The following is a 25,009-nucleotide window of genomic DNA, read 5'->3' as shown; positions in this document are numbered from 1 at the left end:
TTCCTACACTGCACACAGATACAGTCATGACTCAATTCGATACATAATTGCCAGGCGTTGACGCAATCCATACAACGGCGCTTTTATATAACAAAAAAGAATATAACTTTTGTTTTAACAACTAACAGTACGGGTTAGGGTACGCCCCTATTGAACTTTGATTGGAGAGCATCCCTTGCCTCTGCGTAGCACGTTTACCCGTTTCTTCCAGCTCGAAGCGGCCAGTGGTCTGTTACTGATCGCTGCAGCCGCCTTGGCCCTGATCATCAACAATTCACCGCTGTCCTCGTTCTATAACAGCTTTCTTGAAGTGCCCGTCGCCGTCCAGATCGGCGCCCTGCAAATCGCCAAGCCCTCGCTGCTGTGGATCAATGATGGCCTGATGGCCCTGTTCTTCCTGCTGATCGGCCTGGAGGTCAAGCGCGAGTTGCTCGACGGCCACCTGTCCAAACCTTCCCAGGTCGTGCTGCCAGGCGCTGCGGCCATTGGCGGCATGGTGGTGCCGGCGCTGATCTACTGGGCACTGAACAAGGATAACCCGGCCGCCCTGGGCGGCTGGGCCATCCCGATGGCCACCGATATCGCCTTTGCCCTCGGGGTATTGGCGCTGCTGGGCAAGCGTGTGCCGGTGTCGCTGAAGCTGTTCCTGATGACCCTGGCGATCATCGATGACCTGGGTGCCATCATCGTCATCGCGATTTTCTACTCCGGCGACCTGTCCACCGCGTCGCTGGCAGGCGCCGGCGCCTGTCTTGTCGCCTTGATCGCCATGAACCGCCTGGGGGTGGTGAAGCTCGGGCCGTATCTGATCATCGGCCTGATCCTGTGGGTCTGCGTACTCAAGAGTGGTGTTCACGCGACCCTGGCTGGCGTCACCCTGGCGTTCTGCATTCCGCTGCGCACCAAGAACGCCGAGCCGTCGCCCCTGCTGGGCCTGGAACATGCCCTGCATCCCTGGGTGGCGTACGGCATCCTGCCACTGTTCGCCTTTGCCAACGCCGGCGTATCCCTGACCGGCGTCAACCTGGAGAGCTTCACCCATCATGTGCCAATGGGTATCGCCGCTGGCCTGCTGGTGGGTAAGACCGTCGGTGTGTTTGGCCTGACCTGGCTCGCGGTGAAAACCGGCCTTGCGGCCCTGCCGACCGGCGCCAATTGGGGCCAGGTCATGGGCGTGGCCATCCTGTGTGGCATTGGCTTTACCATGAGTCTGTTTGTCGGCTCGCTGGCGTTCCTGCCGGGCAGTAGCGAATACGCCGGGATGGACCGGATGGGCATTCTCACCGGCTCGATCCTTGCGGCACTGATTGGTTATGCCGTGACGGCGATGGCCAGTCGCAAACAGGCGACGGTCAACGCGTAACGCGCTCTGTTCACCTGAGCGCGCAATAAAAAACCCCGCCCGGTCACCCGGTCGGGGTTTTTCTTTTACCGCCTGCCAACCCTTAACGGGTAACGCGGCTGGTCCCATCAACGGTCATGATGCGCACGCGGTCGCCGATGCGGAAGATTTCGTTTTCCTGCACAGCCTGGACGTAGGCGCGCATGCTGCCGTCGTCTTCGCGCACGGTGATTTCAACACCCTGGGTGCGAGTCAGGCCTTCTTCGGTGGCCGAGCCCAGCAGGCCGCCAGCCACGGCACCGATAACGGCTGTCACGATGCTGCCACGACCGCCACCGATGGCACTACCGCCCACACCGCCGATAACTGCACCCGCTGCACCACCGATTGGGGTCTTGGTGCCTTCGATCTTGACCGGACGCAGGGACTCGATGGTGCCCATGCGTACGCTCTGTACGCGACGGGCTTCGTCACGGGAGTACGAGTCGCCGGTCAGGCTGGAGGCGCAGCCACCCAGCAGCAACGACATGGTGGTAAAGCAGGCAACCAGCAGAACAGACTTACGCATAGCATCAACTCCAAAGGACATATCTTTATTAGACTCCGCTGCTTGACGCCTGTCACGACACGGCCCGGAGAAAATTGCTTTCATTCAGCCCCAGTACAGACAGGCTGTATCGCGAAAATCGACGAACGGTAGCACCTGCCCCCAGACAAGGAATTTCATGGACTACTTCATTATTGTAGCGACTACCGCCGCCGGCCTGTATTTCCACTGGTGGCTGTACCGGCGGATCAAGCGCTGGATAGACCGCGACCTTGCGTTGTCCCTGGCAGGAGACGATCAGCGCAAGCGCATCTTTATGCTGCAACAGTTGGACCGCGCCAAGGCGGAGAAGGTCAAGCGTAAGGATTTGCCGCAGTGGCTGCAGGATGCAGCCCGGCAATATGTGGTCAAAGCCACAGAGTAGAAACTTCTTAGTGAAGGACGTGTAGGAGCCAGCTTGCCGGCGCCTACACGTGTGATGTCTTCAGGGCGCCAGTCGCTCGCGGGTCCAGTCGGCCCCCTGCAAACGATAGTTCAAGCGATCATGCAAACGGCTGGTCCTGCCCTGCCAGAACTCGATGCGCTCCGGCAGCAGGCGATAGCCGCCCCAATGCTCAGGGCAATCCGGCTGGGTATCGCTGAAGCGTTGCTCGGTGGCCTTGAGCAGGTCCTGCAACTCTTCGCGATCCCGAATCACCCGGCTCTGGGGAGATGCCCAGGCACCAATCCGGCTGCCCAGCGGACGCACCTGATAGTAGGCGTCCGACTCCTGGGGCGTGACCTTGACCACCCGCCCCTCGATGCGCACCTGGCGCTCCAGGGTCGGCCAGAAGAACGTCATGGCAGCAAAGGGGCGTGCCGCCAATTGCTCACCCTTGGCGCTCTGGTAGTTGGTAAAGAAGGTAAAACCCTGGGCGTCCAGGCCCTTGAGCAGCAGGATACGGCAGTGCGGACGGCCCTCCTGGTCCACGGTCGCCAGGGTCATGGCGTTGGCCTCCACCGGCGGTTGCTCGGTCTTGACCGCATCGGCGAACCACTGGTGGAACAAGGCAAACGGCTCGTCCGGGGCCTGGGCCTCGCTCAAACCGTCCCGTGTGTAGTCACGGCGCATATCAGCCAGTGCCTGGGTCATGCGGCTTTATCCTTCTTGCTCAACTGCTCAGTTTTTCGCCTGGTCGTTTGCCGCTACTTTTTTCGCAGGTGCTGCAGCCTTGGCGGCAACCGGCTTTTTCGCGGCGGGCTTGGCGGCCGTTTTTTTCGCGGTGGGCTTGGCGGCAGCCTTCTTGGCAGGTGCTTTCTTGGCGGCAGTGGCTTTCTTGGCGACCGGCGCTGGGGCAACTACGTCCTGTACCGCAACCAGTTCAGGTTTCGGCGGGTTTGGCGAGTTGTACTTGCTCAGCAGTGCCAGCATGGTGGTGCGCTGGGTGAACATGATTTCCATGCGACGGTTCAAGGCGCGGCCCTGGGTACTGTCGTTGGCGGCGCGAGGCATCAGGTCACCCATGCCACGCAACATCAGGCGATCCTGCTTCAAGCCACTGAGGCTGAAGATCGACGCAATGGACTGGGCACGTTCCTTGGTCAGGGGCTGGTTTTGTACGGTGTCGATGTGGCCCAGTACCAGCACGGCGGTCTTGGGATCGCTTTCAACGGCCTTGGCTACACGGGTGAACGGACCCAGGGTCACTGGCAGCAGCATCGCCGGGCGTTTCGGGTTATAGGAACCATCGACCGGGGCAATCACCACCAACACGTTATCGCGACGTTCCAGTTGCAGGTTGCTGTCCTTGATCGCAGCCCGCAGGCGCGGCTCGTAGTCGTCCAGCCAGGCTTGGGTGATTTTCGGATCTGGCATCGGGATGTTGGTCACATCGACTTTGCTCAGGGGTTTTGGCTTGCTTTCGAACGGCCACCACCATTTGGTGTCGGTTTCAGTCTTGGCGACCACCGGGGCAGTCGTCGGGGCAGGTGTGGCCGCCTTCAGATCAGCCTTGAGGTCAGCCTTTGCATCAGCCGCCTTGGCATCGGTTTTGGCAGTAACATCCTTGGCCGCCGACTTGTCGAACCCGAATGCCCACCAATGCTCGCCAGACGCATCATTTTGTGGAGTTTGTGCACAGCCAGTAAGAGTGAGGCAGAGCGCCAGTGCCAAGGACTTGTTCGATAACATGAGATATCCACAAAATGAGAAAATACAGGGGCCTGAATGACCCGTTAAACAGACGCTTCACAAAGTTTAAAGTAACAATACTTTTCCAGCGCCTTTTGTAGGTGCCTTTTTAACAAAAAAACACCAGACAGCAAGCTATTTACAGACAACCGGCCAATATTCTTACCAACTTTTGCGCACGTGGGTCCATAAGTACATACGGCCCCAGAGTATTGGTCACAAAACCAAATGCTACATCATGTTCCGGATCGGCAAATCCCACCGAGCCTCCGGCCCCAGGATGCCCAAATGCACGTGGACCAAGGCCAAACGTTGCATTGGGTACGCCAGGCTGATCCAACATGCAGCCCAGGCCAAAGCGGGTTTGCGTCAATAAGGTTTTATCCGGCCCGATACTGTGCTCACGGGTCAATTGTTCAAGCATATCGGCTTCCAACAAACTTCCGTCCAACAAACCACTATAAAAACCGGCCAAACTGCGCGCATTGCCATGCCCATTTGCCGCAGGCTGCTGCATACGACGCCACTCGGGTTTGTTAGTGCTGGTTAGTATAGAAGGTGGATTGGTAAACGCCCGGGTGCTCATTGCCGCGGGTTCTCGCAGGGTGACCTGCAACAAGCGCTGGGCTGCCTCATCGCCCATATTGCCTTTGCTCCTGGCAATGTGGGCTACACGATAAAACTCTTCGTCCGCCAACCCGACATGAAAGTCCAGGCCCAGCGGCCGGGCAACCCGGGCCACAATCGACTCTCCCGGCCCCCGCCCATCAGCGCGACGCAGCAGCTCACCAACCAGCCAGCCATAGGTGATGGCGGCGTAACCATGGCCTTCACCGGGCGTCCACCAAGGGGACTCGGCAGCCAAGGCCGCCGTCATCAAGGGCCAGTCATACAAGGCCTCGGCGGGCAATGTTTCGCGCAGCGCTGGCAACCCGGCCTGATGGCACAGCAGTTGGCGCAGGGTGATGTTTTCCTTGCCGGCAGCGGCAAACTCCGGCCAGTCGTTGGCAACCGGGGCGTCCAACTGCAATTTACCTTCGGCAACCAGTTGCAGAGCGGCAACGGCGGTGAATGTCTTGGTGCAGGAGAACAAGTTGGCGATGGTGTCGCTATGCCACGCCTCGGCACCATCCTTGTCGGCAGTGCCGGCCCACAGATCGAGGACGGTTTCGCCGCCAATCTGCACACACAGCGCCGCGCCGCGCTCCTGAGGGTCGTCAAACAGTGCGGCGAAGGCTTCACGCACCGCTTCGAATTGAAGCTCGTAATGACCCTGAATCTGCACCTGCACCCCCCTCGGAAAAGACCTACGTAAAGTGGCGCCCATTGTTCCAGTCATTACTGGGTTTGGGAACCCGCCGCTGCCTTGGCTTTTTCGGCTTCCCGGCCCAGTTGCCGGATCGCCGCCAGGTTGCTTTTACGCACACTCTCGACGAAGCCCTGGAACGGCACGTCGGTGATTCCCACCAGGCCGAAGTGACCATTTTCACCATCCAGCAAACGCCCGGTCACCGGCTGGTCGAGGTACTGGAACCAGTGCACGCCGACAATCGACGGCTCGGCCATGGCCTGCTTGAGGAAGGTCGCATAGGCCGGGCCGCGCAACTCTTCCCTGGCCAATTGCGTCACACCGCCCCAGAACGGACCACGGTCGGCCGAGCCAACGTTGAACTCGGTGATCAACACCGGTTTGTCCAGTGCGCGCAAGGCCGCAAAGTCGTAGCCGTCCTGAGGGGTCAGGGTGTACATATTGAAGCTCAACACATCGCAATATTGGGCGCAGGACGCCACGGCCTCCGGGGTACTGACCGCATAGCGTCCCCCCAGCAGCAACTGGTTGGGCGCATGCCATTTCAGCGCATCGGAGATGGTCTTGAAGTAGGCATCGGCGAAGGTTTTCTGGAAATACTGGAAATCGGCCTCGATTTCCGGGTGCTCGGCGTTCGGAACCGGCGGTTCGAAACCGGGATCTTCCATCAATTCCCAGCCAGCCAGGTGGATGCCCCAGGCTTTGGAAAGGCCCTCTTCGTTGCGGTACTTGTCGCGCAGTTGCTTGAGGAACGCACGCTTGGCCGGGACATCCGTGGTCATGCGCAGGGTGCCGTAGGCCAAGGCGTAGCGGGATTTCGCATCGTCGCCGGGACCGGCCCACGCCAGCTCGTTATCGGCAAAGAAGCCGATCAACCAGGGGTCGTCGCGATGGTCACGGGTGGCGATCGCCACGGCCCGCTCGGTGGCCATGGCAAAGCGCGGGTCGAAGGGGTCGGGCATGCCGCCCCACCAATCGATACCGGTGCTGATGCTGGTGTAGTCGCCAATGATCGACAGGGGCATGGTGTAAGGCAGGCGATCAGCATCACCCAATTGCGGGGCGCTCCAGTTGCCGACCGTGTTGAAACCCCAGGCTTGCAGGCGGTCCAGGGTGTGGCCGAGCCAGCGAGCCTGGTCGAAACCTTCGGTGCCATAAGTACGTTGCAGGTTGGCACCGTAGAAATCGTACCAGCGCCCCACATTGAAGCCGCGCCCAGCATCGGCACCATTGCCGCCACGGTTGTCGCCGCTGCCGTAATACTTGTCGAAGGGCTCACCCGCCTTGGGCAGTGCGCCAAACATCCATTCGCGCCCCGCGACGTAAGTCTGGCTGTTGTCCGGGGTCACGGTGTTGACGCCCAGGGAGTAGAACGGATGCCCCAGCGGTGTCACCAGGTACCAGCGCCCGTCACGCTTCTGGGTGCGGAAGAAACCGCTGGCCTCAAAGGCCGGGCCCTTGGTGCTGCCGCCAAACTTGTCCAGGGCGGCCTTGTCATGTTCCGCAAGCCAGCCTTTGAGCTGTTGCTGCTCCTTGGCGGCAGTGGCTTTCAACTGCTCGTCGCTGCTGACTTTTTCCGGCCAGCGCGCACGGTTGGACTGCCCATAGGCATCGACCAGCTCACTGTAGGCGGCCTTGAGCACTGGTTCGCTGTCCTGCACGCCAAAGCGTTCCAGCAGGATGCTTTGCGCTGCAACCGGCTTGATCATCGACAGGGTGACCGAAACCACCTGGCTGCGATCGATTTCACCCGCACTGCCGGCCAGCATCACGCGCTGACCGTCCACGGTGATCGGCATCGGCGGCCCGGCCTTCATGCCCTGGCTCAAGGGCGAGTTGGCTTGCAGCGGCACCAGCAGGGTTTGCGCAGGCCCCGCAGGCAAATCAATACGGCTGACCAGAGTCTTGCCGTCGCTGCTCTGCACCTTGACGTACAACGTCAGCGCCCAGTCCATCGCGCTCTGGATACGCAGGCTCATGGCACTCGATTGCGACCAGTCCCACACGCCGTTCTGCGGGCTGAGCACCAGGCTCGGCTCCGCCGCCGGGTTGAAGGTGATGCGGCGCAACACCTCGCCTTCCGGAGTCTGTTCGGCATTGTATTGCGGCAGGCTGGCGTCCTGGGTCGCCACCTTGACCACGTCGGCCGGCCGGACAAAGTTGAACAGCGTCTGTTGCCCGACCGGCGCGGCCAGCAATGGCGCAGCGAACAACAGGGCAAAAAGAGCAGGCAGCGTGCGGATCATACGAACAAGGTTCTCCCAATTCGGCCGGTGAATGGCCTGATGACATACATGAGATAGACCACGAAGTGGGCGAAATCGCCCACTGTGGATTAAGAAATTTCGCGCCGGAAAGGCGGCAGGGCATTCAGGATAGCCTTGCCATAGCGCTGGGTAACTAGGCGGCGGTCGAGCAAGGTGATGGTGCCCCGGTCTTCTTCGGTACGCAGCAAGCGACCACAGGCCTGGACCAGTTTCAACGAGGCATCCGGCACCGAGATTTCCATGAACGGATTGCCTCCGCGGGCTTCTATCCATTCGGCCAGTGCGGCCTCGACCGGATCGTCCGGCACCGAGAACGGGATCTTGGCGATCACCACGTGTTCACAGTAAGCCCCGGGCAAGTCGACACCTTCGGCGAAACTCGCCAGGCCGAACAGCACGCTGGAGTCCCCACCATCGACCCGCGCCTTGTGCTTGTTCAGGGTTTCCTGTTTCGACAGGTTGCCCTGGATAAACACCTGCTTGCGCCAGTCGCGGTCAAGGCCGTCGAACACGTCCTGCATCTGTTTGCGTGACGAGAACAGCACCAGCGTGCCTTTGGAACCCTCCACCAGCGACGGCAGGTCACGAATGATTGCCGCTGTATGGGCCGGCGCATCCCGTGGGTCGGCCTTGAGGTCCGGCACCCGCAACACGCCAGCGTCGGCATGATGGAACGGGCTGGGCACCACGGCGGTGACGGCTTTTTTCGGCAGGCCGGCACGCATGCGGAACCGGTCGAAGGTCCCGAGGGCCGTCAGGGTGGCCGAGGTCACCAAGGCGCCGTAGGCCACGTTCCACAGGTTGCGCCGGAGCATTTCCGCCGCAAGGATCGGGCTCGCGTTGACTTCGATATCGAACAACGCACCACTCTCCGACAGCGTCAGCCAGCGGGCCATGGGCGGATTGTCTTCCGGGTCTTCGACGGTGAAGGCAGTCCACAACTCCCAGTTGCCCTGGGCACGGGACAGCAGGCTGCCAAACAGCGGATACCATTCCTCGGCCTGGTTGCTGGCGATGCCAATATTGACCTCGCCGTCCATGCCTTCCTTGAGCAGGTCGGTCAGACGAGTGAATAAATCGGTCAGGCGCGAAAAACCCTTCTTCAACTCGACGCCCATCTCGCGCATATGCTCGGGGATCAGCCCGCCAACGAAGCGATGGCGTGGCCGTTCTCGGCCTTCAACGTCTTCGCCGGGCTTGAAGTCCGCCACCTGCTCGCAGGCGCTGAACATGAACTGTTGCTGGGTCTTGATCTCCCGCGCCAGCTCCGGCACCTGTTCGATCAGCTTGCCCAGGTCGCCCGGCAACGGATGCTGGGCCAGCAGCTTGGTGAGGTTCTTGGCGGTGGTTTCCAGCCAATCGGCAGTGGAACGCAGGCGGGTGTAGTGAGCGAAGTGGCCGATGGCCTTGTCCGGCAGGTGGTGGCCTTCGTCGAACACGTACAGCGTGTCGCGCGGGTCAGGCAGCACCGCGCCGCCGCCAAGGGCCAGGTCGGCAAGGACCATGTCGTGGTTGGTGACAATCACGTCAACCTTGCCCATGCCTTCGCGGGCCTTGTAGAAGGCGCACTGGCCGAAGTTGGGGCAATGACGGTTGGTGCACTGGCTATGATCGGTGGTCAGGCGCGCCCAGTCGGCGTCTTCCAGGGCATTGGGCCAGCTGTCGCGGTCGCCATCCCATTTATTGCCGGCCAGTTTCTCGATCATGCTGGTAAACAGCTTCTGGCTGGCTTCGTCGACTTCGATCTTGAAACCTTCTTCTTCGAACAGCGAGGCCGTGGCGGTTTGCGCATGGCCTTCCTGCAGCAACACATCCAGCTTGGACAGGCACATATAGCGGCCACGGCCCTTGGCCAGGGCAAAGGTAAAGCTCAGGCCGCTGTTGCGCATCAGGTCCGGCAGGTCTTTGTAGACGATCTGCTCTTGCAGGGCCACGGTGGCGGTGGCAATCACCAGGCGCTTGCCGGCGGCCTTGGCGGTGGGAATCGCCGCCAGGCTGTAGGCCACGGTCTTGCCGGTACCGGTGCCGGCCTCGACGGCCACGACCGCAGGGTCGCCGCTGCGCCGGCCTTCGTCGTCGGTGTCGATATCCCCGAGGACCTTGGCCACTTCGGCGATCATCAGGCGCTGGCCGTAGCGCGGTTTCAAGCTCTTGGCTTCGAGAAAACGCGAGTAGGCGCCCTGGATCGTGGTTTTGAGTTCAGTGCTGATCATGGATAGTCGGGCGCAAAAAACGCTGGATAAATTTTCAGTGGTTCGGATCGGCCGCTATCATACCCCGCTAATTAATCCCGCGCAGAACGGAGTACCTCAATGACCGTCTTTAGCCTTGCCTACACCCTGCATGTATTAGCCGCCCTGATATGGGTCGGCGGTATGTTTTTCGCTTGGATGATCCTGCGCCCGGCCGCTGTGGCGGCGCTTGAGGGGCCGGCGCGGCTGAAACTGTGGGCGAATGTGTTTCCGCGTTTTTTCGTGTGGGTCTGGGTGGCGGTGCTGATCTTGCCGATCAGTGGCGTCGGACTATTGCAACTGCGCTTCAGCGGGTTTGAAACCGCACCGCGTTATGTGCAGGTGATGATGGGGTTGTATGTGGTGATGACGGCGCTGTTTATCCGGATCCAGGCGTTGCAACTGCCTGAACTGCGCACGGCTGTGGCAGCCGAGGACTGGGCGACGGGCGCGCAGGTGCTGGGAAGAATCCGAAAGTTGGTGGGGATCAATCTGATTGTCGGGTTGGTGGTGGTGGCGATTGCCTCGGCTCGGCCGATGTTCTGAGGGTGTTCTTCAGGGCCTCATCGCGGGCAAGCCCGCTCCCATATTTTGAAGGTATTCACAAATCAAAGTGTGGGAGCGGGCTTGCTCGCGATAGCGTCAGCCCCAGCGAATCAAAGCCGCTGGATGGTCACTGAACCGGCAGGCCCCGCCGGCCCCGACTGCCCTTCGAGCCCCGGCCTGCCCTTCTCGCCCCCATCGGCGCGGTACACCAGGCAGCCCTTGGACTGCCCGCCCTTGCCCGGCTTGCCGGCAACACCTGGCAAGCCGCCAGCACCGCCATCAACCCAGACTTTGATCTGCTCGCGCGGATAATCCTGCGGCAACTCGATGCGCACTGCCGCACCCGCAGCGCCTGGCAGCCCGTCGCCGCCGTTGTCACCATTGGCACCACGCCCGGCCGAACCCCAGGTGCAACCCGGGTCTTCGCCATTGGCGCCATCCAGGCCGGCATAGCCTTGGGCACCCGTGCCCCCACGGGCATCAACCGACAGTTCATCCGCGCTCAACTGGGTGATCCGCAAGGTCAGGTCACGCCCCGGCTTGGCCGGTTTTTCATGGGTACCAGGCGCGCCACGGGAAGTGATCTGGCTGCCATGCTCCAACTGCGCATGCCGCACCTGCAATTGCAGGGCCGAGGCGCTGGGCACGATGGCAATCCGTGCCTCTCGCCCCAGATGCAGTTCGTCGACAGTGACCTGTGTGATATTCGCCGGAATCAACAAGGTGCCGTAGTCGGCCACTTCCAGGCGCTCCAGCTGCAGCACGCTGGTGCTGTTGGGCAGGCGCAGCAACGAGTGAGTCTCGACACTGACGCTTTCGGCCAGGGCAATGGGGCTGACCAGCAGGACCAGGAAAAAAACCTTACGCATGATTGGCATCCTTGTTGTCTTGATCATCAACAGCCGTAGGCGCAGGCAGGCTCTTTATATGGAACATCCCCAGCAACAGGATCAGCAGGCGGTCACGCCAGGGGTGGGCACGATGTTTGACGCTGGCGTTGAATAACACCAACTCCAGCAGATGGGTCAGCAACAGCAGGCTGCCGACGAGGTTGACCAACAGATGAAATGGATTGGTCAGAGGTTTGAACAGATTGACCAATACAACCGCCCAGAACAGCAACGCCAGCAACTTCCCCACTCGCAAAAACAGCTTCATGCCCCATGCCCCCTTGCACATTATTCTTTGGGCGCACAGTAACGAGTTCTACAGGCGATTTGCCAGTGAAGGATTAAAAAACTTGAGAAACGTACAACTTGGCGTCCTGATCGCCGAGACTTGTCGGAATCAGCCGTCAGAAATGCCCTTGGAGTCACCCAAGGGCATATCGCAAATGCCCTAGCGGTTGATCTGGATTTCCACGCGGCGGTTCAGGGCTCGCCCGTCAGCGGTTTTATTGTCGGCCACCGGATGGCTCTCACCGGCCCCGGTCACGGACACAAAGTTGCTGCGGGGCACACCGGAGTGGACCAGGTACTCGGTCACCGAATGTGCGCGCTTTTGCGAGAGTTTCTGGTTGTAGGCGTCTTTACCGACGCTGTCGGTATGCCCACTGACCCGCAGTTGCGCACTCGGTGCTTCCTGTTTGAGGCGCGTGGCAATCGTGTCGAGCTTGGTTTTATCGGCCGCCGTGAGCCTGGCCGAATCGAACTCGAAGTGCACGTCACGGATCACGATGGTCTCTTCCTTGACCACCACTACCTCTTCCACGACGACCACCTCAGGTTCCGGCGGGCAGCCATTGGCATCGACCTGCACGCCTTTGGGCGTGCCTGGGCACTTGTCACGGCTGTCCGGTACGCCATCGCCGTCTTCGTCACCGTCGCCATGCACCCAGCAATAGGCGCCGGCCATCCCGCCAATCAACAACGCGCCGCCGCCAGCCCATGACGAGCTTTCGGTAGCGCCAAGCGCGGCACCGGTGACGCCGCCGAGGGCTGCACAGGTGGGCCAGTCGGTTTTTTGCAAGCCTGCGCAACCTGTCAATACTCCGGTTAGCAGAACCAAGGGTAGAGCTGTCCGCATGATGCTCATTTGATTTCTCCTGAGGGGATCGGCCGCAAGCCGATGGGTGGAGTAAAGACCGCTCTTTTCATCTACGCCAGCCCGTAAAAGCCCGTATTCATTGGCCCAGGCTGCTTTTACCGAGCAACAAGCCATCACCCGCGCTAGGCCCGCACGCTCAAGCAGGCTAGTCTTCACGGTTCTGATGTGAGGATCTTCGATGACCGCCGGCAATTCTTCCCGTACGCCGCAGCAAGCACTGGCTGCCCTGCTTGATCGACAAGCCCCCAAACGCCTGCTGGTGTTGGGTGCCGGCCACTTCCCGGCGCTGGATGCGTTCAAGCAGGCACACCCTGATACGGTCGTCTGCGTCGCAGGGCCAGGACCATTGCCTGGCGAACTGGCCGCCCAGCGATTTGACCTGGCCCTGGTGGTCGACTGCCTGGAGCACCTGTCAAAACGTGCAGGGCTGGAGTTACTCGGTGGGGTACGCAACCTGAACGCGAGCCGCATCGCCGTCCTCGCCGACCTGGCTGCCTGCGGCTGGAAGGACACCGACTTTTTCTCCCTGGCCCTACAGACCAGCGAGCACTTTTGCCGCGACAATCAGGTACTGACGCTATTTACCTACGATCTGCTTGAATACAAACAAGTACCGGATTGGTTGAACGCTCGGTTCTGGGCCAACCCGGAAAATTTCGGAAAGTATTGGTGGTAACCATGAGTACATCCATTTGCCCTTGCGGCAGCGGCAACCTGTTGGACGCCTGCTGCGGCCATTACCACACCGGCCACCCCGCGCCCTGCGCCACCGCGTTGATGCGCTCGCGCTACAGCGCCTATGTGCTGGGGCTGGTGGATTATCTGGTGGCGACCACGCTACCGGCGCAACAGAGCGGCCTGGACCGTGACGCCATCGGTGCCTGGAGCGCCCAAAGCACCTGGCTGGGCCTGGAAGTGGAAAGCTCCGAGGTGTTTGGCGGGCAGCCTGAACACGCCTTCGTCACCTTTACCGCGCGCTGGCATGACAGCACCGGAGAACACAGCCACCGGGAACAGTCATCCTTCGTACAGAACGATGGGCGCTGGTACTTCATTGATCCCACGGTACAAGTGAAGGCCAGTCGCAATGATGCTTGCCTGTGCGGCAGCGGGCAGAAGTTCAAGAAGTGCTGTTCCAGCTATCTGTAAAATTCCGCTTCTTTGTAGGAGCGAGCTTGCTCGCGAAGAACTAAAGGGCATCGCGTTTATCCAGGCTACGTGCGTTATCGTTAACGTCTTTCGCGAGCAAGCTCGCTCCTACAGGGACCACGCCATGGTTAGCCGGTTACTCGCGTATAGCTGCCTGCTCGCAGTGACCGTTGGCCTCTCGGGTTGCGCGTCCTGGTTCGCCGATGACACGCCGCCACCGCAGATCCATCTGGTCAAGGTCGAATTGGTGCGCGCCAAGCTGCTGGAGCAGAAATTCAAACTGCACTTTCGTGTGGATAACCGCAGTGACTCGGACCTGACCGTGCGCGGCCTGATCTACAAGATAAGCCTGGCCAATGTGGAACTGACCGAAGGCGAGTCCAACGAATGGCTGACCATTGCGCCCCATGGCCGGGGATTTTTCAAAGTCACGGTGCGCACCAACCTGTGGCCGCAGGTGCGGGAAATCGCCGACCTGCTGAAAAATCCGGATCGTCCCATCCCCTATCGCCTGGAAGGTGAGTTGAAAACCGGATTATTCATCGGTAACGACGTGCACGTGATGCGCAATGACGAGATAATCCCCGGCGATTTTATTCCGGAGCGACACCAATGACTCAGCAACCCCATGTCCATGGTCCTGACTGCAACCACGATCACGATCACGATCACCACGATCACGACCATGGTCATGTCCACGGCCCGAACTGCGGCCATGCCCACCAGGAACCCGTGCGTAATGCCCTGAAGGATGTGGGCCGCAACGACCCATGTCCATGCGGCAGCGCCAAGAAGTTCAAGAAGTGCCACGGTGTCTGACACACCCCACGGAGCCGGCTTGCCGGCTCCTACAGTTCTATCGATAGACCCAAATATTTCATTGAATTTTCGGTAGTCGAACATTACCTATACCTACAGGCACATCATCGGGCGTCCTGCCCGCTCAAGCATCACCAATCCTGGAGAGCTTCATGATCGACCTGTATTACTGGACCACACCCAACGGTCACAAGATTTCGTTGTTCCTGGAAGAAGCCGGCCTGCCCTACGAGGTGCACCCGATCAACATTGGCCAGGGCGACCAGTTCAAGCCAGACTTCCTGAAGATCGCGCCCAACAACCGTATTCCCGCCATTGTCGATCAGCAGCCGAGCGACGGTGGCGCACCGATTTCCCTGTTTGAATCCGGTGCCATCCTGTTGTACCTCGCAGAAAAGACCGGCCAGTTCCTGCCCAGGGACCTGCGCGGTCGCCAGGAAGCGCTGCAATGGCTGTTCTGGCAAATGGGCGGCCTGGGGCCGATGGCCGGGCAGAATCACCATTTCAGCCAGTTCGCCCCGGAAAAAATCCCCTACGCCATCAAACGCTACGTCGATGAAACCGCCCGCCTCTATGGCGTACTGGACCGACGCCTGGCCGATCGCAGCTTCGTCGCCGGCGAGGCCTACAGCATCGCCGATATGGCGATCTACCCGTGGATCGTTTCCCACAAATGGCAGAGCCAGCGCCTGGAAGATTTTCCCCACCTGCATCGCTGGTTCAACCTGATCAAGGAGCGTCCGGCGACGGTGCGGGCCTATGATTGGGTGCAGAAGGTCAACCCGCCAAAATCCTGATCGTGCCCTGTAGGAGCCGGCTTGCCGGCGAAGATCGTTAATGAAAACGCTGAGTGCCTGGATAAACGTGGCGCCGGGTAGTTTTTCGCCGGCAAGCCGGCTCCTACAGGGATTTGAAAAAATTAGCATCGCCTCCCGCTTGCGTCGGTTCGCCGCGCTCACTAACGTAGCGCCTTTACTGACGTTACCCCCCGCAGGAGCTTTGCCATGGCCTCGCCAGCCCTCTCACGTTTTCTTCCCCGGTTCGGCGTTGCCGCGGCAGTGGCCAGTGCCTTGGGCCTGGCCGGTTGCCAGTCACTGAACAGCCAGGACACCCTGCCTCCCGTCTCCGGCGTACAGCCGCTCAAGGGCCTGGCGCAAAATGTTTCCGTACGACGCAACAGCCAGGGCATGCCGCTGATTGAGAGCAGCACGTTCCACGATGCGCTGTTCACCCTCGGTTATGTGCACGCCAGCGACCGGATCAACCAGATGGTCACCCTGCGCCTGCTGGCCCAGGGCCGTCTGGCGGAAATGTCCGGGCCGGATGTGCTGGATGTCGACCGTTTCATGCGTGCAGTCAACCTGAAGAAAAGCGCCAGCGAGCTGTACAACGCCTCGTCGCCGCGCCTCAAGCGCTTCTTCGAAGTGTATGCACGCGGGGTCAACGCCTACCTGTTCCGCTACCGCGACAAGCTGCCGGCAGACCTGGCCCAGACCGGCTACAAGCCCGAATACTGGAAGCCGGAGGATTCGGCGCTGCTGTTCTGCCTGCTCAACTTCAGTGAGTCGGCCAACCTGCAGGAAGAACTGTCCGCCCTGGTACTGGCGCAAAAAATCGGCGCCGACAAACTCGCCTGGCTGACCCCAAGCTACCCGGACGAGCCGCTGCCTGCGGCGGAGTCCGACAAGCTCAAGGGCGTCAACCTCGGCCAGATTCCCGGTCTCGCCACGCTCACCAGCATCAACGAGCGCCTCGGCAGCCTCAACACCCTCGGGGTTTCCACCTCCAGCAACTGGGCCATCGCCCCGCAACGCAGCCGCAGTGGCCGCAGCCTGCTGGCGAACGACCTGTCGACGCCAATGCAGGCGCCGTCCCTGTGGACTTTCGTACAAATCCGCGCGCCGAAATACCAGGCGGCCGGGGTGTCGATTGCCGGGATTCCTACCCTGCTGTCGGGTTTCAACGGCAAGGTGGCCTGGAGCATGAGCCAGGTGTCCGGCGATACCCAGGACCTGTTCCTGGAGAAGGTCAAACGCCAGGGCAGCGCGCTGTACTACGAACACAATGGCAAATGGCTGCCGACCATCGTGCGTAACGAAACCTTCTTCGCCAAGGGCCAGCGACCGATCCGCGAGGCGGTGTACGAAACCCGCCACGGGCCGCTGCTCAACAGCGCCCAGTCGCTGACCAGCGGTTATGGCCTGGCCCTGCAAACCGCCGACTTCAAGGATGACAAGAGCCTGGATGCGTTTTTCGACCTGTCCCGGGCGCAGAACGTGGAAAAAGCCTCGGACGCCAGCCGCGAGATTCGTGCGATCCCCCTGAACATGGTGTTTGCCGACGCCAGCAATATCGGCTGGCAGGTCACCGGGCGCTTCCCCAACCGCCGCGAAGGCGAAGGCCTGCTGCCGTCGCCAGGCTGGGACGGGCGCTTTGACTGGGATGGCTACGCCGACGCGATGCTGCACCCCTATGACCAGGACCCGCCACAAGGTTGGGTCGGCACGGCCAACCAGCGCACCGTGCCCCACGGCTATGGCATGCAACTGTCCAACTCCTGGGCCGCGCCAGAGCGCAGCGAACGCCTGGGGCAACTGGCCGGTAACGGCAAGCACGACAGCCGTAGCGTAATCGCCATGCAGTACGACCAGACCACGCTGTTCGCTGCCAAGCTCAAAAGCATGTTCCAGGCGCCGGGTATGGCCCAGCCACTGAAACAGGCGATCGATGCCCTGCCTGCTGCCGATCGGGCCAAGGCGCAGGAGGCCCTGGGCCGCCTGATGGCGTTCGACGGGCGCCTGGCCGCCACGTCGAGCGATGCTGCGATCTACCAACTGTTCCTGCAGGAAAGCGCCAAGCAGATTTTCCTCGATGAACTGGGCCCGCAAACCAGTGCCACCTGGAAAGCCTTTGTCAGCAACGCCAACCTGTCCTACGCCGCCCAGGCCGATCATCTGTTGGGGCGCGAAGACAGCCCATTCTGGGACGACCTGCGCACTGCGCAAAAAGAAGACAAACCGGTGATCCTCGCCCGCAGCCTGGCCGCTGCGATCACCGCCGGCGACAGCCTGCTGGGCGCAGATCACAAGGCCTGGCAATGGGGCAAATTGCACAGCTACACCTGGAAGAACACCAGCGGCCAGACCCTGCGTGGTCCGGTGGCGGCAGGTGGCGATCACACCACCTTGAATGCATCGCCCTACAACTGGGGGCAGGACTTCGCCACCACTCAGGTCCAGGCCCTGCGCATGATTGTGGATTTCGGCCAGGTGGAACCGATGATGGGCCAGGGCGGTATCGGCCAATCCGGCAACCCCGCCAGCCCGAACTATGCCAATGGCATCGATCCGTGGCTCAAGGCGCAATACTTGAGCTTCCCGATGCAGCCGCAGAACTTTGACAAGGTGTACGGCAAGACTCGATTGACTCTGGTCCCTGGGAAATAACCCCATATAGGAGCTGACGAGCCAGCTCCTACAGTTCGTGACCCGCCCGCACTGCAATGGTGCTGAAGATCTGTAGCGCCCGATATCGGGCGCTTACCACGTTGCCCTTCGCGTAATCCTGCCAATTTAAAAGACTGTTCAGAACTATGGTGCAGAAATTGCTACCTGGGATACGTCTGACACCGTTCAGTAACAGTCCTAATCGCGCCACAAGCGCTTATCTTGGTTTCCAGGGATTACTTAATGAAAAAAGCATTGCTGACCCTTTCTGCACTCGCGCTGTGCATGGCCGCCGGTACCGCCTTGGCCAAGGAATACAAAGAATTGCGTTTTGGTGTGGATCCTTCCTACGCGCCGTTTGAATCCAAGGCCGCCGACGGCAGCCTGGTGGGCTTCGACATCGACCTGGGCAATGCCATTTGTGCGGAGCTGAAGGTCAAGTGCAAGTGGGTGGAAAGCGACTTCGACGGCATGATCCCGGGCCTGAAAGCCAAGAAATTCGACGGTGTGATTTCCTCCATGACCGTGACCCCGGCCCGCGAAAAAGTCATCGATTTTTCCAATGAGCTGTTTTCCGGGCCCACCTCCTATGTCTTCAAAAAAGGCTCGGGCCTGAGCGAAGACACCGCATCCCTCAAAGGCAAAACGGTGGGGTATGAGCAAGGCACCATCCAGGAAGCCTACGCCAAGGCCGTGCTGGATAAGGCCGGGGTGAAAACCCAGGCCTATCAGAACCAGGACCAGGTCTATGCCGACCTGACGTCGGGCCGCCTCGATGCATCGATCCAGGACATGCTGCAAGCCGAACTGGGCTTTTTGAAATCGCCACAAGGCGCGGACTACGAAGTCAGCAAGCCGGTGGACAGCGAACTGCTGCCCTCCAAGACCGCCGTGGGCATCGCAAAAGGTAACAAAGAGCTGAAAGCCCTTCTGGATAAAGGTATCAAAGCGTTACACGATGACGGCACCTACGCCACCCTCCAGAAAAAGCACTTTGGCGATCTGAACCTGTTCAGCGGCAAGTAATGCTGCGGTGCCCGCTCCGGCAAGGGGCGGGCGCACGACCGATGGCCAAAGGCATACCCTATGTTTGAAGACCTGTTGCAGACCCTCGGGCTTGGCGCGTTCAGCCTGAAAGGGTTTGGCCCGCTGTTGCTGCAAGGTACCTGGATGACCCTCAAGTTATCGGTGCTGTCCCTGGCCGTCAGCGTCGTGCTGGGGCTGATCGGTGCCAGCGCCAAGCTGTCCAGCCTGGCGTTATTGCGCATTCCCGCACAGCTCTACACCACCTTGATTCGCGGGGTGCCGGACCTGGTGCTGATGCTGCTGATTTTCTACAGCCTGCAAACCTGGCTGACCGGGTTCACCGACTACATGGAATGGGAGTACATCGAGATCAACCCGTTCGGCGCCGGGGTGATTACCCTGGGCTTTATCTACGGCGCCTATTTCACCGAGACCTTTCGTGGTGCGATCCTCGCCGTACCCCGTGGCCAGTTGGAAGCCGCCACCGCCTATGGCCTCAAGCGCGGGCAGCGTTTTCGCTACGTAACCTTCCCGCAAATGATGCGCTTCGCCCTGCCGGGCATCGGCAATAACTGGATGGTGATGCTCAAGGCCACGGCGCTGGTATCAATCATCGGCCTGGCCGACGTGGTCAAGGCCGCACAGGACGCCGGCAAGAGCACTTACCAACTGTTCTTTTTCCTGGTGGTCGCGGCCTTGATCTACCTGGTCATCACCAGCGCCTCCAACCTCGTCCTGCGCTGGCTGGAAAGCCGTTACTCCGCAGGCGTACGGGAGGCGGTGCGATGATCGAACTGCTGCAGGAGTACTGGCGCCCCTTCCTCTACAGCGACGGTAGCCACATCACCGGCCTTGCCATGACGCTGTGGCTACTCACGGCCTCGCTCTGCATCGGCTTCGTGGTGTCGATCCCGTTGTCCATCGCCCGCGTCTCGCCCAGCCGCTGGGTGCGCTGGCCGGTGCAGTTCTACACCTATCTGTTTCGCGGCACACCGCTCTATATCCAGTTGCTGATTTGCTACACCGGCATCTACAGCCTTGCCGCCATTCGCGCGCAACCGGTGCTGGATGCGTTCTTTCGCGACGCAATGAACTGCACCCTGCTCGCATTCGCCCTCAACACCTGCGCCTACACCACCGAAATATTCGCCGGCGCCATCCGCAGCATGGCCCACGGCGAAGTCGAGGCGGCCAAAGCCTATGGCCTGAGCGGCTGGAAACTGTACGCCTACGTGATCATGCCCTCGGCCCTGCGCCGCTCATTGCCGTACTACAGTAATGAAGTGATCCTGATGCTGCACTCGACGACGGTAGCCTTTACCGCGACGATCCCGGACATTCTCAAAGTGGCCCGGGATGCCAACTCGGCTACCTTCCTGACCTTCCAATCGTTCGGTATCGCTGCGCTGATCTACCTGACCGTGACCTTTGCCCTGGTCGGTCTGTTTCGTCTGGCGGAGCGTCGCTGGCTGGCCTTTCTCGGGCCGAGCCATTAAGGAGCCCCTATGCGGCAACAGATTTATCCCCTCCTGGCGCCCGTGCCGGGCACGGCACGGCAGATCCACAGCTTCCATTTCGGGCCCGAGCAGGCCGAAGGCAAAATCTACATCCAATCCTCGCTGCACGCCGATGAACTGCCGGGCATGCTGGTGGCCTGGCACTTGAAGACCCGCCTGGCAGAGCTGGCGGCCGCCGGGCGCCTGCGCAGCGAAATCGTGCTGGTGCCCGTGGCCAACCCGGTGGGCCTGGAGCAGGTGCTGATGGATATTCCCCTGGGCCGCTACGAACTGGAGAGCGGGCAGAACTTCAATCGCCTGTTTATCGACCTCAGCGAAGAGGTCGGCAACCAGGTCGAAGGCCTGCTGGGGGATGATCCAAGGCTTAACGTCGCATTGATCCGCGACAGCCTGCGCCAGGCTCTCGACCGCCATGCACCGGTCACGCAACTGCAATCCCAGCGCCTGGTGCTGCAACGCCTGGCCTGTGATGCCGATATGGTGCTGGACCTGCATTGCGACTTCGAAGCCGTCGCCCATCTGTACACCACACCCGAGGCCTGGCCCCAGGTCGAGCCGTTGGCCCGCTACATCGGCGCCGAAGCCAGCCTGTTGGCCACCGACTCCGGCGGGCAATCCTTCGATGAGTGTTTCACCCTGCTCTGGTGGCAGTTGCAGCAACGTTTTGGCGAACGCTTCGAGATTCCCCTCGGCAGCTTTTCCGTGACCCTGGAGTTACGCGGCCAGGGCGATGTCAATCACGGCCTGGCCAGCCTCGACTGCCAGGCGATCATCGACTACCTGATCCAGTTCGGCGCCATCAGCGGCGAGCCTGCCCCGCTGCCCGACCTGCCCTACCCCGCCACGCCACTGGCCGCCGTCGAGCCGGTAGCCACCCCGGAGGGTGGCCTGCTGGTGTTCCACGCATTGCCAGGGGAATACCTGGAAGCCGGGCAGTTGGTCGCCGAGGTCATCGACCCCATTCACGACCGCGTCACCCCCATTCACAACCGCCACGCCGGCCTGATGTATGCCCGATCGTTGCGGCGCATGGCCACGGCCGGCATGGTCATTGCCCATATCGCCGGGCTTACGCCCTATCGCAGCGGCTATTTACTATCGCCTTGAGGATGCACGCCCCATGTACAAACTGACCGTTGAAGGCCTGCATAAAAGCTATGGCGACCATGAAGTGCTCAAAGGTGTTTCGCTCAAGGCCAAAAGCGGTGATGTGATCAGCCTGATCGGCGCCAGCGGCTCGGGGAAAAGCACCTTCTTGCGTTGCATCAACTTCCTTGAACAACCCAATGACGGTGCCATGAGCCTCGACGGCCAGCCAATCCGCATGGTCAGCGACCGCAACGGCATGCGCGTGGCCGACGAAGATGAGCTGCAGCGCCTGCGCACCCGTCTGGCGATGGTGTTCCAGCACTTCAACCTGTGGAGCCATATGAGCGTGCTGGAAAACATCACCATGGCCCCGCGCCGGGTCTTGGGGTGCAGCAAAAAGGACGCCGAGGCGCGTGCCCGGCGCTATCTGGACAAGGTGGGGTTGGCCGCACGGGTGGCCGACCAGTATCCAGCGTTCCTCTCGGGTGGCCAGCAGCAGCGGGTGGCTATCGCCCGCGCCCTGGCAATGGAGCCGGAAGTGATGCTGTTCGACGAGCCGACCTCAGCCCTGGACCCGGAATTGGTCGGCGAAGTGCTGAAGGTGATCCAGGGCTTGGCTGAAGAGGGGCGGACCATGATCATGGTGACCCACGAGATGAGCTTTGCACGCAAGGTATCGAGCCAGGTGCTGTTTTTGCACCAAGGCCTGGTGGAGGAGCATGGCGCACCGGAAGACGTGCTGGGCAACCCGAAAAGCGAGCGGCTGCAACAGTTTCTGACGGGACACGTGTAGGCGTCAGGCCACAGGTGCGGGAGGAGGCTCGTCCGGCAGGGTCGGAACGCCAGGTTCGGAGGGTTGTTCCGGGGTGTCGGGGTCTGGCTGGCCTGGAATGCCGCCGGCGGCGGGGTCGGCCATCAGGGACCAGGCCAGAACACCAATCTGATTGGGTTCCAGCCGGGCAAGTTCGGCGCTGATTCGCGGGTCGATCTTCATAGGGTACTCCTCAAGCGTGGCTCGGCGCGCTGTGCACGCGCCGAGGCAGTACACCCAATAGAGTGCCTGCCCGCTGACAAATTCCCTTGATCTGTAAGACGTTTCTATCAGGTGCGTGGCAGAGTGACGCCGCGCTGGCCCTGGTACTTGCCGCCACGGTCCTTATAGGACACTTCGCACTCTTCATCGGATTCGAAGAACAGCATCTGCGCCACACCTTCATTGGCGTAGATCTTGGCGGGCAAGGTGGTGGTGTTGGAGAACTCCAGGGTCACGTGGCCTTCCCATTCCGGCTCAAGCGGCGTCACGTTGACGATGATGCCGCAGCGCGCGTAGGTGCTCTTGCCCAGGCAGATGGTCAGGACGTTGCGCGGAATACGGAAGAACTCGACAGTGCGCGCCAGGGCAAAGGAGTTTGGCGGGATGATGCACACGTCGCTCTTCACATCGACGAAGCTCTTCTCGTCGAAGTTTTTCGGATCGACGGTGGCCGAGTTGATGTTGGTGAAGACCTTGAACTCATCGGCGCAACGCACATCGTAGCCGTAGCTGGAAACCCCGAACGAGATCAGGCGTTCGGCGCCTTCACCGCGCATCTGGCGCTCGACGAAGGGTTCGATCATGCCGTGCTCTTGCGCCATGCGGCGAATCCACTTGTCCGATTTGATGCTCATGGCGGGTGTCCTGAATAGCGAGGTGGAAAATTCTGTTGGGCATCTTACCGGGGCTGGCCTCGCGGTTCAAAGGACGCGGGGGTTTTTCTTGATTAAGTTGCGCCCGGTCACTGTCAGCCGTGTAGACCGGGCCCTGGCCCTGAATTGATGGCACGCGGGCCTGTAAAGGGCACCGCCAGTCACGAAAATAGAGAAACCTTCGGAAATACCATTGGCACGTTCCGGAAAAAGGGTTAAGGTGGCGCCACTGTGCTGCTTGTGTCACTGAGAATCTCTACACGATGTTGAATTTCGATCCAACCATCTCCAAGAATTTTTCCTGCTCTTTGCACTCAGTCTCGGCCAGGGCTTTTCCTGAGTCGCAGTTAACTTTGTCCAAGGAGATACACCATGTCTAATCGCCAAACTGGTACCGTTAAGTGGTTCAACGATGAAAAAGGCTTCGGCTTCATCACTCCACAATCCGGTGACGACCTGTTCGTTCACTTCAAAGCTATCCAATCCGACGGCTTCAAAAGCCTGAAAGAAGGCCAACAGGTTTCTTTCATCGCTACCCGCGGTCAGAAAGGCATGCAAGCTGAAGAAGTTCAAGTTATCTAACTTGTACTGACTTAGTCGAAAGAACCCCGCCCTTAAAAGCGGGGTTTTTTTATGCCTGCCATTCGACCGTTATGGTCGAGCATAAAAAATGTGGGAGCGGACTTGCTCGCGAATGCGGTGGATCAGTCAGTACATCTGTCGACTGATACTCCGCGTTCGCGAGCAAGCCCGCTCCCACATTGGGTCAAGCGTCGCTATTGAAACAACGACTCGCTCGACAGACCATTCTTCTCCAGGATCTCCCGCAAGCGCTTGAGACCCTCCACCTGGATCTGCCGCACCCGCTCACGGGTCAGGCCGATCTCCAGGCCAACATCTTCCAGGGTGCTGCTTTCATGGCCGCGCAGCCCGAAGCGGCGAATCACCACCTCACGCTGCTTGTCCGTCAGCTCTGAAAGCCACTGGTCGATACTTTGCGACAGATCATCGTCCTGCAACAGCTCACAAGGATCTGTTGGACGATCATCCGTCAGGGTGTCCAGCAGGGTTTTATCCGAATCCGGACCCAGCGAGACATCGACCGAAGACACACGCTCATTGAGACCCAGCATGCGCTTGACCTCGCCCACTGGTTTTTCCAGCAGGTTGGCGATCTCTTCAGGCGAAGGTTCATGATCAAGTTTCTGGGTAAGCTCACGCGCTGCCCGCAGGTAGACGTTAAGCTCCTTGACGACATGAATCGGCAACCGGATGGTCCGGGTCTGATTCATGATTGCCCGCTCGATGGTCTGGCGAATCCACCATGTCGCGTAGGTCGAGAAGCGGAAACCCCGCTCAGGGTCGAACTTCTCGACTGCCCGGATCAAGCCGAGGTTGCCCTCTTCGATCAGGTCCAACAGGGAAAGCCCACGATTGACGTAGCGTCGGGCGATTTTCACCACCAGTCGCAAGTTGCTTTCAATCATGCGCTTGCGCCCAGCCGGATCGCCCTTCTGCGACAAGCGCGCAAAAAAGACTTCTTCTTCGGGAGTGAGCAAGGGGGAAAAGCCGATTTCATTGAGGTACAACTGGGTCGCATCAAGCGCCCGGGTGTAGTCAATATACTTATGCTGTTTTAACGCTGTGGAGTTTTTGGACTTGGTGCGAACTGAAGGTACAGCGGGTCCCTCATTCGACATCGATTCCGTCCCGATGCCGGTCTCCATAAGGAGAACCTCATCGTCGATGTCAAACTCCGGCGCTTCTTTACTGAGAGCCATTGTTATAGTCCTTTGGTGAGTTCGACCTCAAGCTCAAG

Annotated in this window: 26 protein-coding genes and 1 pseudogene; 15 read left to right on the top strand and 12 right to left on the bottom strand. The window is 60.3% G+C overall.

Annotation, left to right across the window (positions count from 1 at the left end; translation table 11 throughout):
• Positions 1-175: 175 nt before the first annotated feature.
• On the top strand, positions 176-1,363 hold the full coding sequence (nhaA, locus tag BFQ03_RS13990) for a Na+/H+ antiporter NhaA (RefSeq protein ID WP_032858105.1): 1,188 nt from the start codon (positions 176-178) through the stop codon (positions 1,361-1,363).
• Positions 1,364-1,445: 82 nt separating this feature from the next.
• Here nhaA and BFQ03_RS13985 read toward each other — a convergent pair whose 3' ends face one another.
• Complete coding sequence (locus BFQ03_RS13985) at positions 1,446-1,910, bottom strand: outer membrane lipoprotein (protein WP_029297142.1); 465 nt, start codon at positions 1,908-1,910, stop codon at positions 1,446-1,448.
• Positions 1,911-2,067: 157 nt separating this feature from the next.
• Here BFQ03_RS13985 and BFQ03_RS13980 point away from each other — a divergent pair, with 157 nt between their 5' ends.
• Positions 2,068-2,313: a hypothetical protein gene (locus BFQ03_RS13980; protein ID WP_032858107.1), complete on the top strand. Its 246-nt coding sequence runs from the start codon at positions 2,068-2,070 to the stop codon at positions 2,311-2,313.
• A 60-nt stretch (positions 2,314-2,373) separates the two neighbouring features.
• On the opposite strand, the gene pdxH is transcribed toward BFQ03_RS13980, so the two are convergent.
• The 5 genes and pseudogenes from pdxH to dinG all read right to left on the bottom strand — a co-directional run bounded on the left by pdxH (position 2,374) and on the right by dinG (position 9,848).
• Complete coding sequence (pdxH, locus tag BFQ03_RS13975) at positions 2,374-3,021, bottom strand: pyridoxamine 5'-phosphate oxidase (RefSeq protein ID WP_065943359.1); 648 nt, start codon at positions 3,019-3,021, stop codon at positions 2,374-2,376.
• A 27-nt stretch (positions 3,022-3,048) separates the two neighbouring features.
• Complete coding sequence (locus tag BFQ03_RS13970; RefSeq protein ID WP_065943358.1) at positions 3,049-4,059, bottom strand: OmpA family protein; 1,011 nt, start codon at positions 4,057-4,059, stop codon at positions 3,049-3,051.
• Between the two features lie 139 nt (positions 4,060-4,198).
• Positions 4,199-5,344 (bottom strand): serine hydrolase domain-containing protein, encoded by a 1,146-nt coding sequence (locus tag BFQ03_RS13965; protein WP_065943383.1) that lies wholly within the window; start codon positions 5,342-5,344, stop codon positions 4,199-4,201.
• 77 nt (positions 5,345-5,421) lie between these two features.
• A pseudogene (locus BFQ03_RS13960) lies at positions 5,422-7,614 on the bottom strand (beta-galactosidase); the annotation flags it as partial.
• A gap of 89 nt (positions 7,615-7,703) precedes the next feature.
• Complete coding sequence (gene dinG / locus BFQ03_RS13955; protein ID WP_032858113.1) at positions 7,704-9,848, bottom strand: ATP-dependent DNA helicase DinG; 2,145 nt, start codon at positions 9,846-9,848, stop codon at positions 7,704-7,706.
• Between the two features lie 99 nt (positions 9,849-9,947).
• Between dinG and BFQ03_RS13950 the strand changes: the two genes are divergently transcribed.
• The gene (locus tag BFQ03_RS13950) at positions 9,948-10,412 is read left to right on the top strand and encodes a CopD family protein (protein WP_032858115.1); all 465 of its coding nucleotides are present in this window, start codon (positions 9,948-9,950) and stop codon (positions 10,410-10,412) included.
• A gap of 110 nt (positions 10,413-10,522) precedes the next feature.
• On the opposite strand, the gene BFQ03_RS13945 is transcribed toward BFQ03_RS13950, so the two are convergent.
• From BFQ03_RS13945 to BFQ03_RS13935, 3 genes are all read right to left on the bottom strand, one after another.
• On the bottom strand, positions 10,523-11,281 hold the full coding sequence (locus tag BFQ03_RS13945; protein WP_065943357.1) for a collagen-like triple helix repeat-containing protein: 759 nt from the start codon (positions 11,279-11,281) through the stop codon (positions 10,523-10,525).
• Positions 11,274-11,570: a DUF1145 domain-containing protein gene (locus BFQ03_RS13940; RefSeq protein WP_032858117.1), complete on the bottom strand. Its 297-nt coding sequence runs from the start codon at positions 11,568-11,570 to the stop codon at positions 11,274-11,276. The genes BFQ03_RS13945 and BFQ03_RS13940 overlap by 8 nt, the downstream gene beginning before the upstream one ends.
• Before the next feature lie 180 nt (positions 11,571-11,750).
• A complete protein-coding gene (locus BFQ03_RS13935) occupies positions 11,751-12,446 on the bottom strand; it encodes a PA1041 family peptidoglycan-binding anchor lipoprotein (protein WP_065943356.1) in 696 nt (231 codons plus the stop codon).
• Between the two features lie 190 nt (positions 12,447-12,636).
• Here BFQ03_RS13935 and BFQ03_RS13930 point away from each other — a divergent pair, with 190 nt between their 5' ends.
• The 11 genes from BFQ03_RS13930 to BFQ03_RS13880 all read left to right on the top strand — a co-directional run bounded on the left by BFQ03_RS13930 (position 12,637) and on the right by BFQ03_RS13880 (position 22,297).
• A complete protein-coding gene (locus BFQ03_RS13930) occupies positions 12,637-13,134 on the top strand; it encodes a DUF6231 family protein (protein ID WP_032858119.1) in 498 nt (165 codons plus the stop codon).
• A 2-nt stretch (positions 13,135-13,136) separates the two neighbouring features.
• Positions 13,137-13,607 carry a YchJ family protein gene (locus BFQ03_RS13925; RefSeq protein WP_032858120.1) on the top strand — a complete coding sequence of 157 codons (471 nt, stop codon included), beginning with the start codon at positions 13,137-13,139 and terminating at the stop codon, positions 13,605-13,607.
• A gap of 124 nt (positions 13,608-13,731) precedes the next feature.
• Positions 13,732-14,223 (top strand): LEA/WHy family protein, encoded by a 492-nt coding sequence (locus tag BFQ03_RS13920; RefSeq protein ID WP_032858121.1) that lies wholly within the window; start codon positions 13,732-13,734, stop codon positions 14,221-14,223.
• Positions 14,220-14,426 carry an SEC-C metal-binding domain-containing protein gene (locus tag BFQ03_RS13915; RefSeq protein WP_065943355.1) on the top strand — a complete coding sequence of 69 codons (207 nt, stop codon included), beginning with the start codon at positions 14,220-14,222 and terminating at the stop codon, positions 14,424-14,426. Before BFQ03_RS13920 ends, BFQ03_RS13915 begins: the two co-directional genes overlap by 4 nt.
• Positions 14,427-14,578: 152 nt before the next feature.
• Complete coding sequence (locus tag BFQ03_RS13910; protein WP_065943354.1) at positions 14,579-15,223, top strand: glutathione S-transferase N-terminal domain-containing protein; 645 nt, start codon at positions 14,579-14,581, stop codon at positions 15,221-15,223.
• A 207-nt stretch (positions 15,224-15,430) separates the two neighbouring features.
• Complete coding sequence (locus BFQ03_RS13905; RefSeq protein ID WP_032858124.1) at positions 15,431-17,872, top strand: penicillin acylase family protein; 2,442 nt, start codon at positions 15,431-15,433, stop codon at positions 17,870-17,872.
• Between the two features lie 243 nt (positions 17,873-18,115).
• The gene (locus BFQ03_RS13900) at positions 18,116-18,898 is read left to right on the top strand and encodes a transporter substrate-binding domain-containing protein (protein ID WP_032858125.1); all 783 of its coding nucleotides are present in this window, start codon (positions 18,116-18,118) and stop codon (positions 18,896-18,898) included.
• Positions 18,899-18,958: 60 nt separating this feature from the next.
• Positions 18,959-19,687: an ABC transporter permease gene (locus BFQ03_RS13895; protein WP_065943353.1), complete on the top strand. Its 729-nt coding sequence runs from the start codon at positions 18,959-18,961 to the stop codon at positions 19,685-19,687.
• Positions 19,684-20,394 carry an ABC transporter permease gene (locus BFQ03_RS13890; RefSeq protein ID WP_032858129.1) on the top strand — a complete coding sequence of 237 codons (711 nt, stop codon included), beginning with the start codon at positions 19,684-19,686 and terminating at the stop codon, positions 20,392-20,394. Before BFQ03_RS13895 ends, BFQ03_RS13890 begins: the two co-directional genes overlap by 4 nt.
• Positions 20,395-20,403: 9 nt before the next feature.
• Positions 20,404-21,522 carry a succinylglutamate desuccinylase/aspartoacylase family protein gene (locus tag BFQ03_RS13885; protein ID WP_065943352.1) on the top strand — a complete coding sequence of 373 codons (1,119 nt, stop codon included), beginning with the start codon at positions 20,404-20,406 and terminating at the stop codon, positions 21,520-21,522.
• 13 nt (positions 21,523-21,535) lie between these two features.
• Entirely contained in the window at positions 21,536-22,297 is a 762-nt protein-coding gene (locus BFQ03_RS13880) for an ABC transporter ATP-binding protein (RefSeq protein ID WP_032858133.1), read from the top strand.
• Positions 22,298-22,300: 3 nt separating this feature from the next.
• On the opposite strand, the gene BFQ03_RS13875 is transcribed toward BFQ03_RS13880, so the two are convergent.
• Positions 22,301-22,498 (bottom strand): hypothetical protein, encoded by a 198-nt coding sequence (locus BFQ03_RS13875; RefSeq protein WP_032858134.1) that lies wholly within the window; start codon positions 22,496-22,498, stop codon positions 22,301-22,303.
• A gap of 107 nt (positions 22,499-22,605) precedes the next feature.
• Positions 22,606-23,172, bottom strand: a complete 567-nt coding sequence (gene dcd / locus BFQ03_RS13870; RefSeq protein WP_003219273.1) for a dCTP deaminase — start codon at positions 23,170-23,172, stop codon at positions 22,606-22,608.
• A 390-nt stretch (positions 23,173-23,562) separates the two neighbouring features.
• Here dcd and BFQ03_RS13865 point away from each other — a divergent pair, with 390 nt between their 5' ends.
• Positions 23,563-23,772: a cold-shock protein gene (locus tag BFQ03_RS13865; RefSeq protein ID WP_002554837.1), complete on the top strand. Its 210-nt coding sequence runs from the start codon at positions 23,563-23,565 to the stop codon at positions 23,770-23,772.
• Between the two features lie 194 nt (positions 23,773-23,966).
• Here the strand turns inward: BFQ03_RS13865 and rpoS are convergent, their stop codons facing one another.
• A complete protein-coding gene (gene rpoS / locus BFQ03_RS13860) occupies positions 23,967-24,971 on the bottom strand; it encodes an RNA polymerase sigma factor RpoS (RefSeq protein ID WP_032858137.1) in 1,005 nt (334 codons plus the stop codon).
• Positions 24,972-25,009: the final 38 nt, after the last annotated feature.

Origin of the sequence: Pseudomonas sp. 25 R 14, from assembly GCF_900004755.1 — a bacterium.
Lineage (GTDB): Bacteria > Pseudomonadota > Gammaproteobacteria > Pseudomonadales > Pseudomonadaceae > Aquipseudomonas > Aquipseudomonas brenneri.
Note: the sequence above shows the minus strand (reverse complement) of the source record. Positions and strands in the feature narration are given on the sequence as shown.

Bases quoted from the DNA above. Each gene is read 5' to 3' on its own strand.
- BFQ03_RS13985 (WP_029297142.1), bottom strand. From the start codon at position 1,910: ATGCGTAAGTCTGTTCTGCTGGTTGCCTGCTTTACCACCATGTCGTTG.
- BFQ03_RS13980 (WP_032858107.1), top strand. From the start codon at position 2,068: ATGGACTACTTCATTATTGTAGCGACTACCGCCGCCGGCCTGTATTTC.
- pdxH (WP_065943359.1), bottom strand. From the start codon at position 3,021: ATGACCCAGGCACTGGCTGATATGCGCCGTGACTACACACGGGACGGT.
- BFQ03_RS13970 (WP_065943358.1), bottom strand. From the start codon at position 4,059: ATGTTATCGAACAAGTCCTTGGCACTGGCGCTCTGCCTCACTCTTACT.
- dinG (WP_032858113.1), bottom strand. From the start codon at position 9,848: ATGATCAGCACTGAACTCAAAACCACGATCCAGGGCGCCTACTCGCGT.
- BFQ03_RS13950 (WP_032858115.1), top strand. From the start codon at position 9,948: ATGACCGTCTTTAGCCTTGCCTACACCCTGCATGTATTAGCCGCCCTG.
- BFQ03_RS13945 (WP_065943357.1), bottom strand. From the start codon at position 11,281: ATGCGTAAGGTTTTTTTCCTGGTCCTGCTGGTCAGCCCCATTGCCCTG.
- BFQ03_RS13940 (WP_032858117.1), bottom strand. From the start codon at position 11,570: ATGAAGCTGTTTTTGCGAGTGGGGAAGTTGCTGGCGTTGCTGTTCTGG.
- BFQ03_RS13935 (WP_065943356.1), bottom strand. From the start codon at position 12,446: ATGAGCATCATGCGGACAGCTCTACCCTTGGTTCTGCTAACCGGAGTA.
- BFQ03_RS13930 (WP_032858119.1), top strand. From the start codon at position 12,637: ATGACCGCCGGCAATTCTTCCCGTACGCCGCAGCAAGCACTGGCTGCC.
- BFQ03_RS13925 (WP_032858120.1), top strand. From the start codon at position 13,137: ATGAGTACATCCATTTGCCCTTGCGGCAGCGGCAACCTGTTGGACGCC.
- BFQ03_RS13920 (WP_032858121.1), top strand. From the start codon at position 13,732: ATGGTTAGCCGGTTACTCGCGTATAGCTGCCTGCTCGCAGTGACCGTT.
- BFQ03_RS13915 (WP_065943355.1), top strand. From the start codon at position 14,220: ATGACTCAGCAACCCCATGTCCATGGTCCTGACTGCAACCACGATCAC.
- BFQ03_RS13910 (WP_065943354.1), top strand. From the start codon at position 14,579: ATGATCGACCTGTATTACTGGACCACACCCAACGGTCACAAGATTTCG.
- BFQ03_RS13905 (WP_032858124.1), top strand. From the start codon at position 15,431: ATGGCCTCGCCAGCCCTCTCACGTTTTCTTCCCCGGTTCGGCGTTGCC.
- BFQ03_RS13900 (WP_032858125.1), top strand. From the start codon at position 18,116: ATGAAAAAAGCATTGCTGACCCTTTCTGCACTCGCGCTGTGCATGGCC.
- BFQ03_RS13895 (WP_065943353.1), top strand. From the start codon at position 18,959: ATGTTTGAAGACCTGTTGCAGACCCTCGGGCTTGGCGCGTTCAGCCTG.
- BFQ03_RS13890 (WP_032858129.1), top strand. From the start codon at position 19,684: ATGATCGAACTGCTGCAGGAGTACTGGCGCCCCTTCCTCTACAGCGAC.
- BFQ03_RS13885 (WP_065943352.1), top strand. From the start codon at position 20,404: ATGCGGCAACAGATTTATCCCCTCCTGGCGCCCGTGCCGGGCACGGCA.
- BFQ03_RS13880 (WP_032858133.1), top strand. From the start codon at position 21,536: ATGTACAAACTGACCGTTGAAGGCCTGCATAAAAGCTATGGCGACCAT.
- BFQ03_RS13875 (WP_032858134.1), bottom strand. From the start codon at position 22,498: ATGAAGATCGACCCGCGAATCAGCGCCGAACTTGCCCGGCTGGAACCC.
- dcd (WP_003219273.1), bottom strand. From the start codon at position 23,172: ATGAGCATCAAATCGGACAAGTGGATTCGCCGCATGGCGCAAGAGCAC.
- BFQ03_RS13865 (WP_002554837.1), top strand. From the start codon at position 23,563: ATGTCTAATCGCCAAACTGGTACCGTTAAGTGGTTCAACGATGAAAAA.
- rpoS (WP_032858137.1), bottom strand. From the start codon at position 24,971: ATGGCTCTCAGTAAAGAAGCGCCGGAGTTTGACATCGACGATGAGGTT.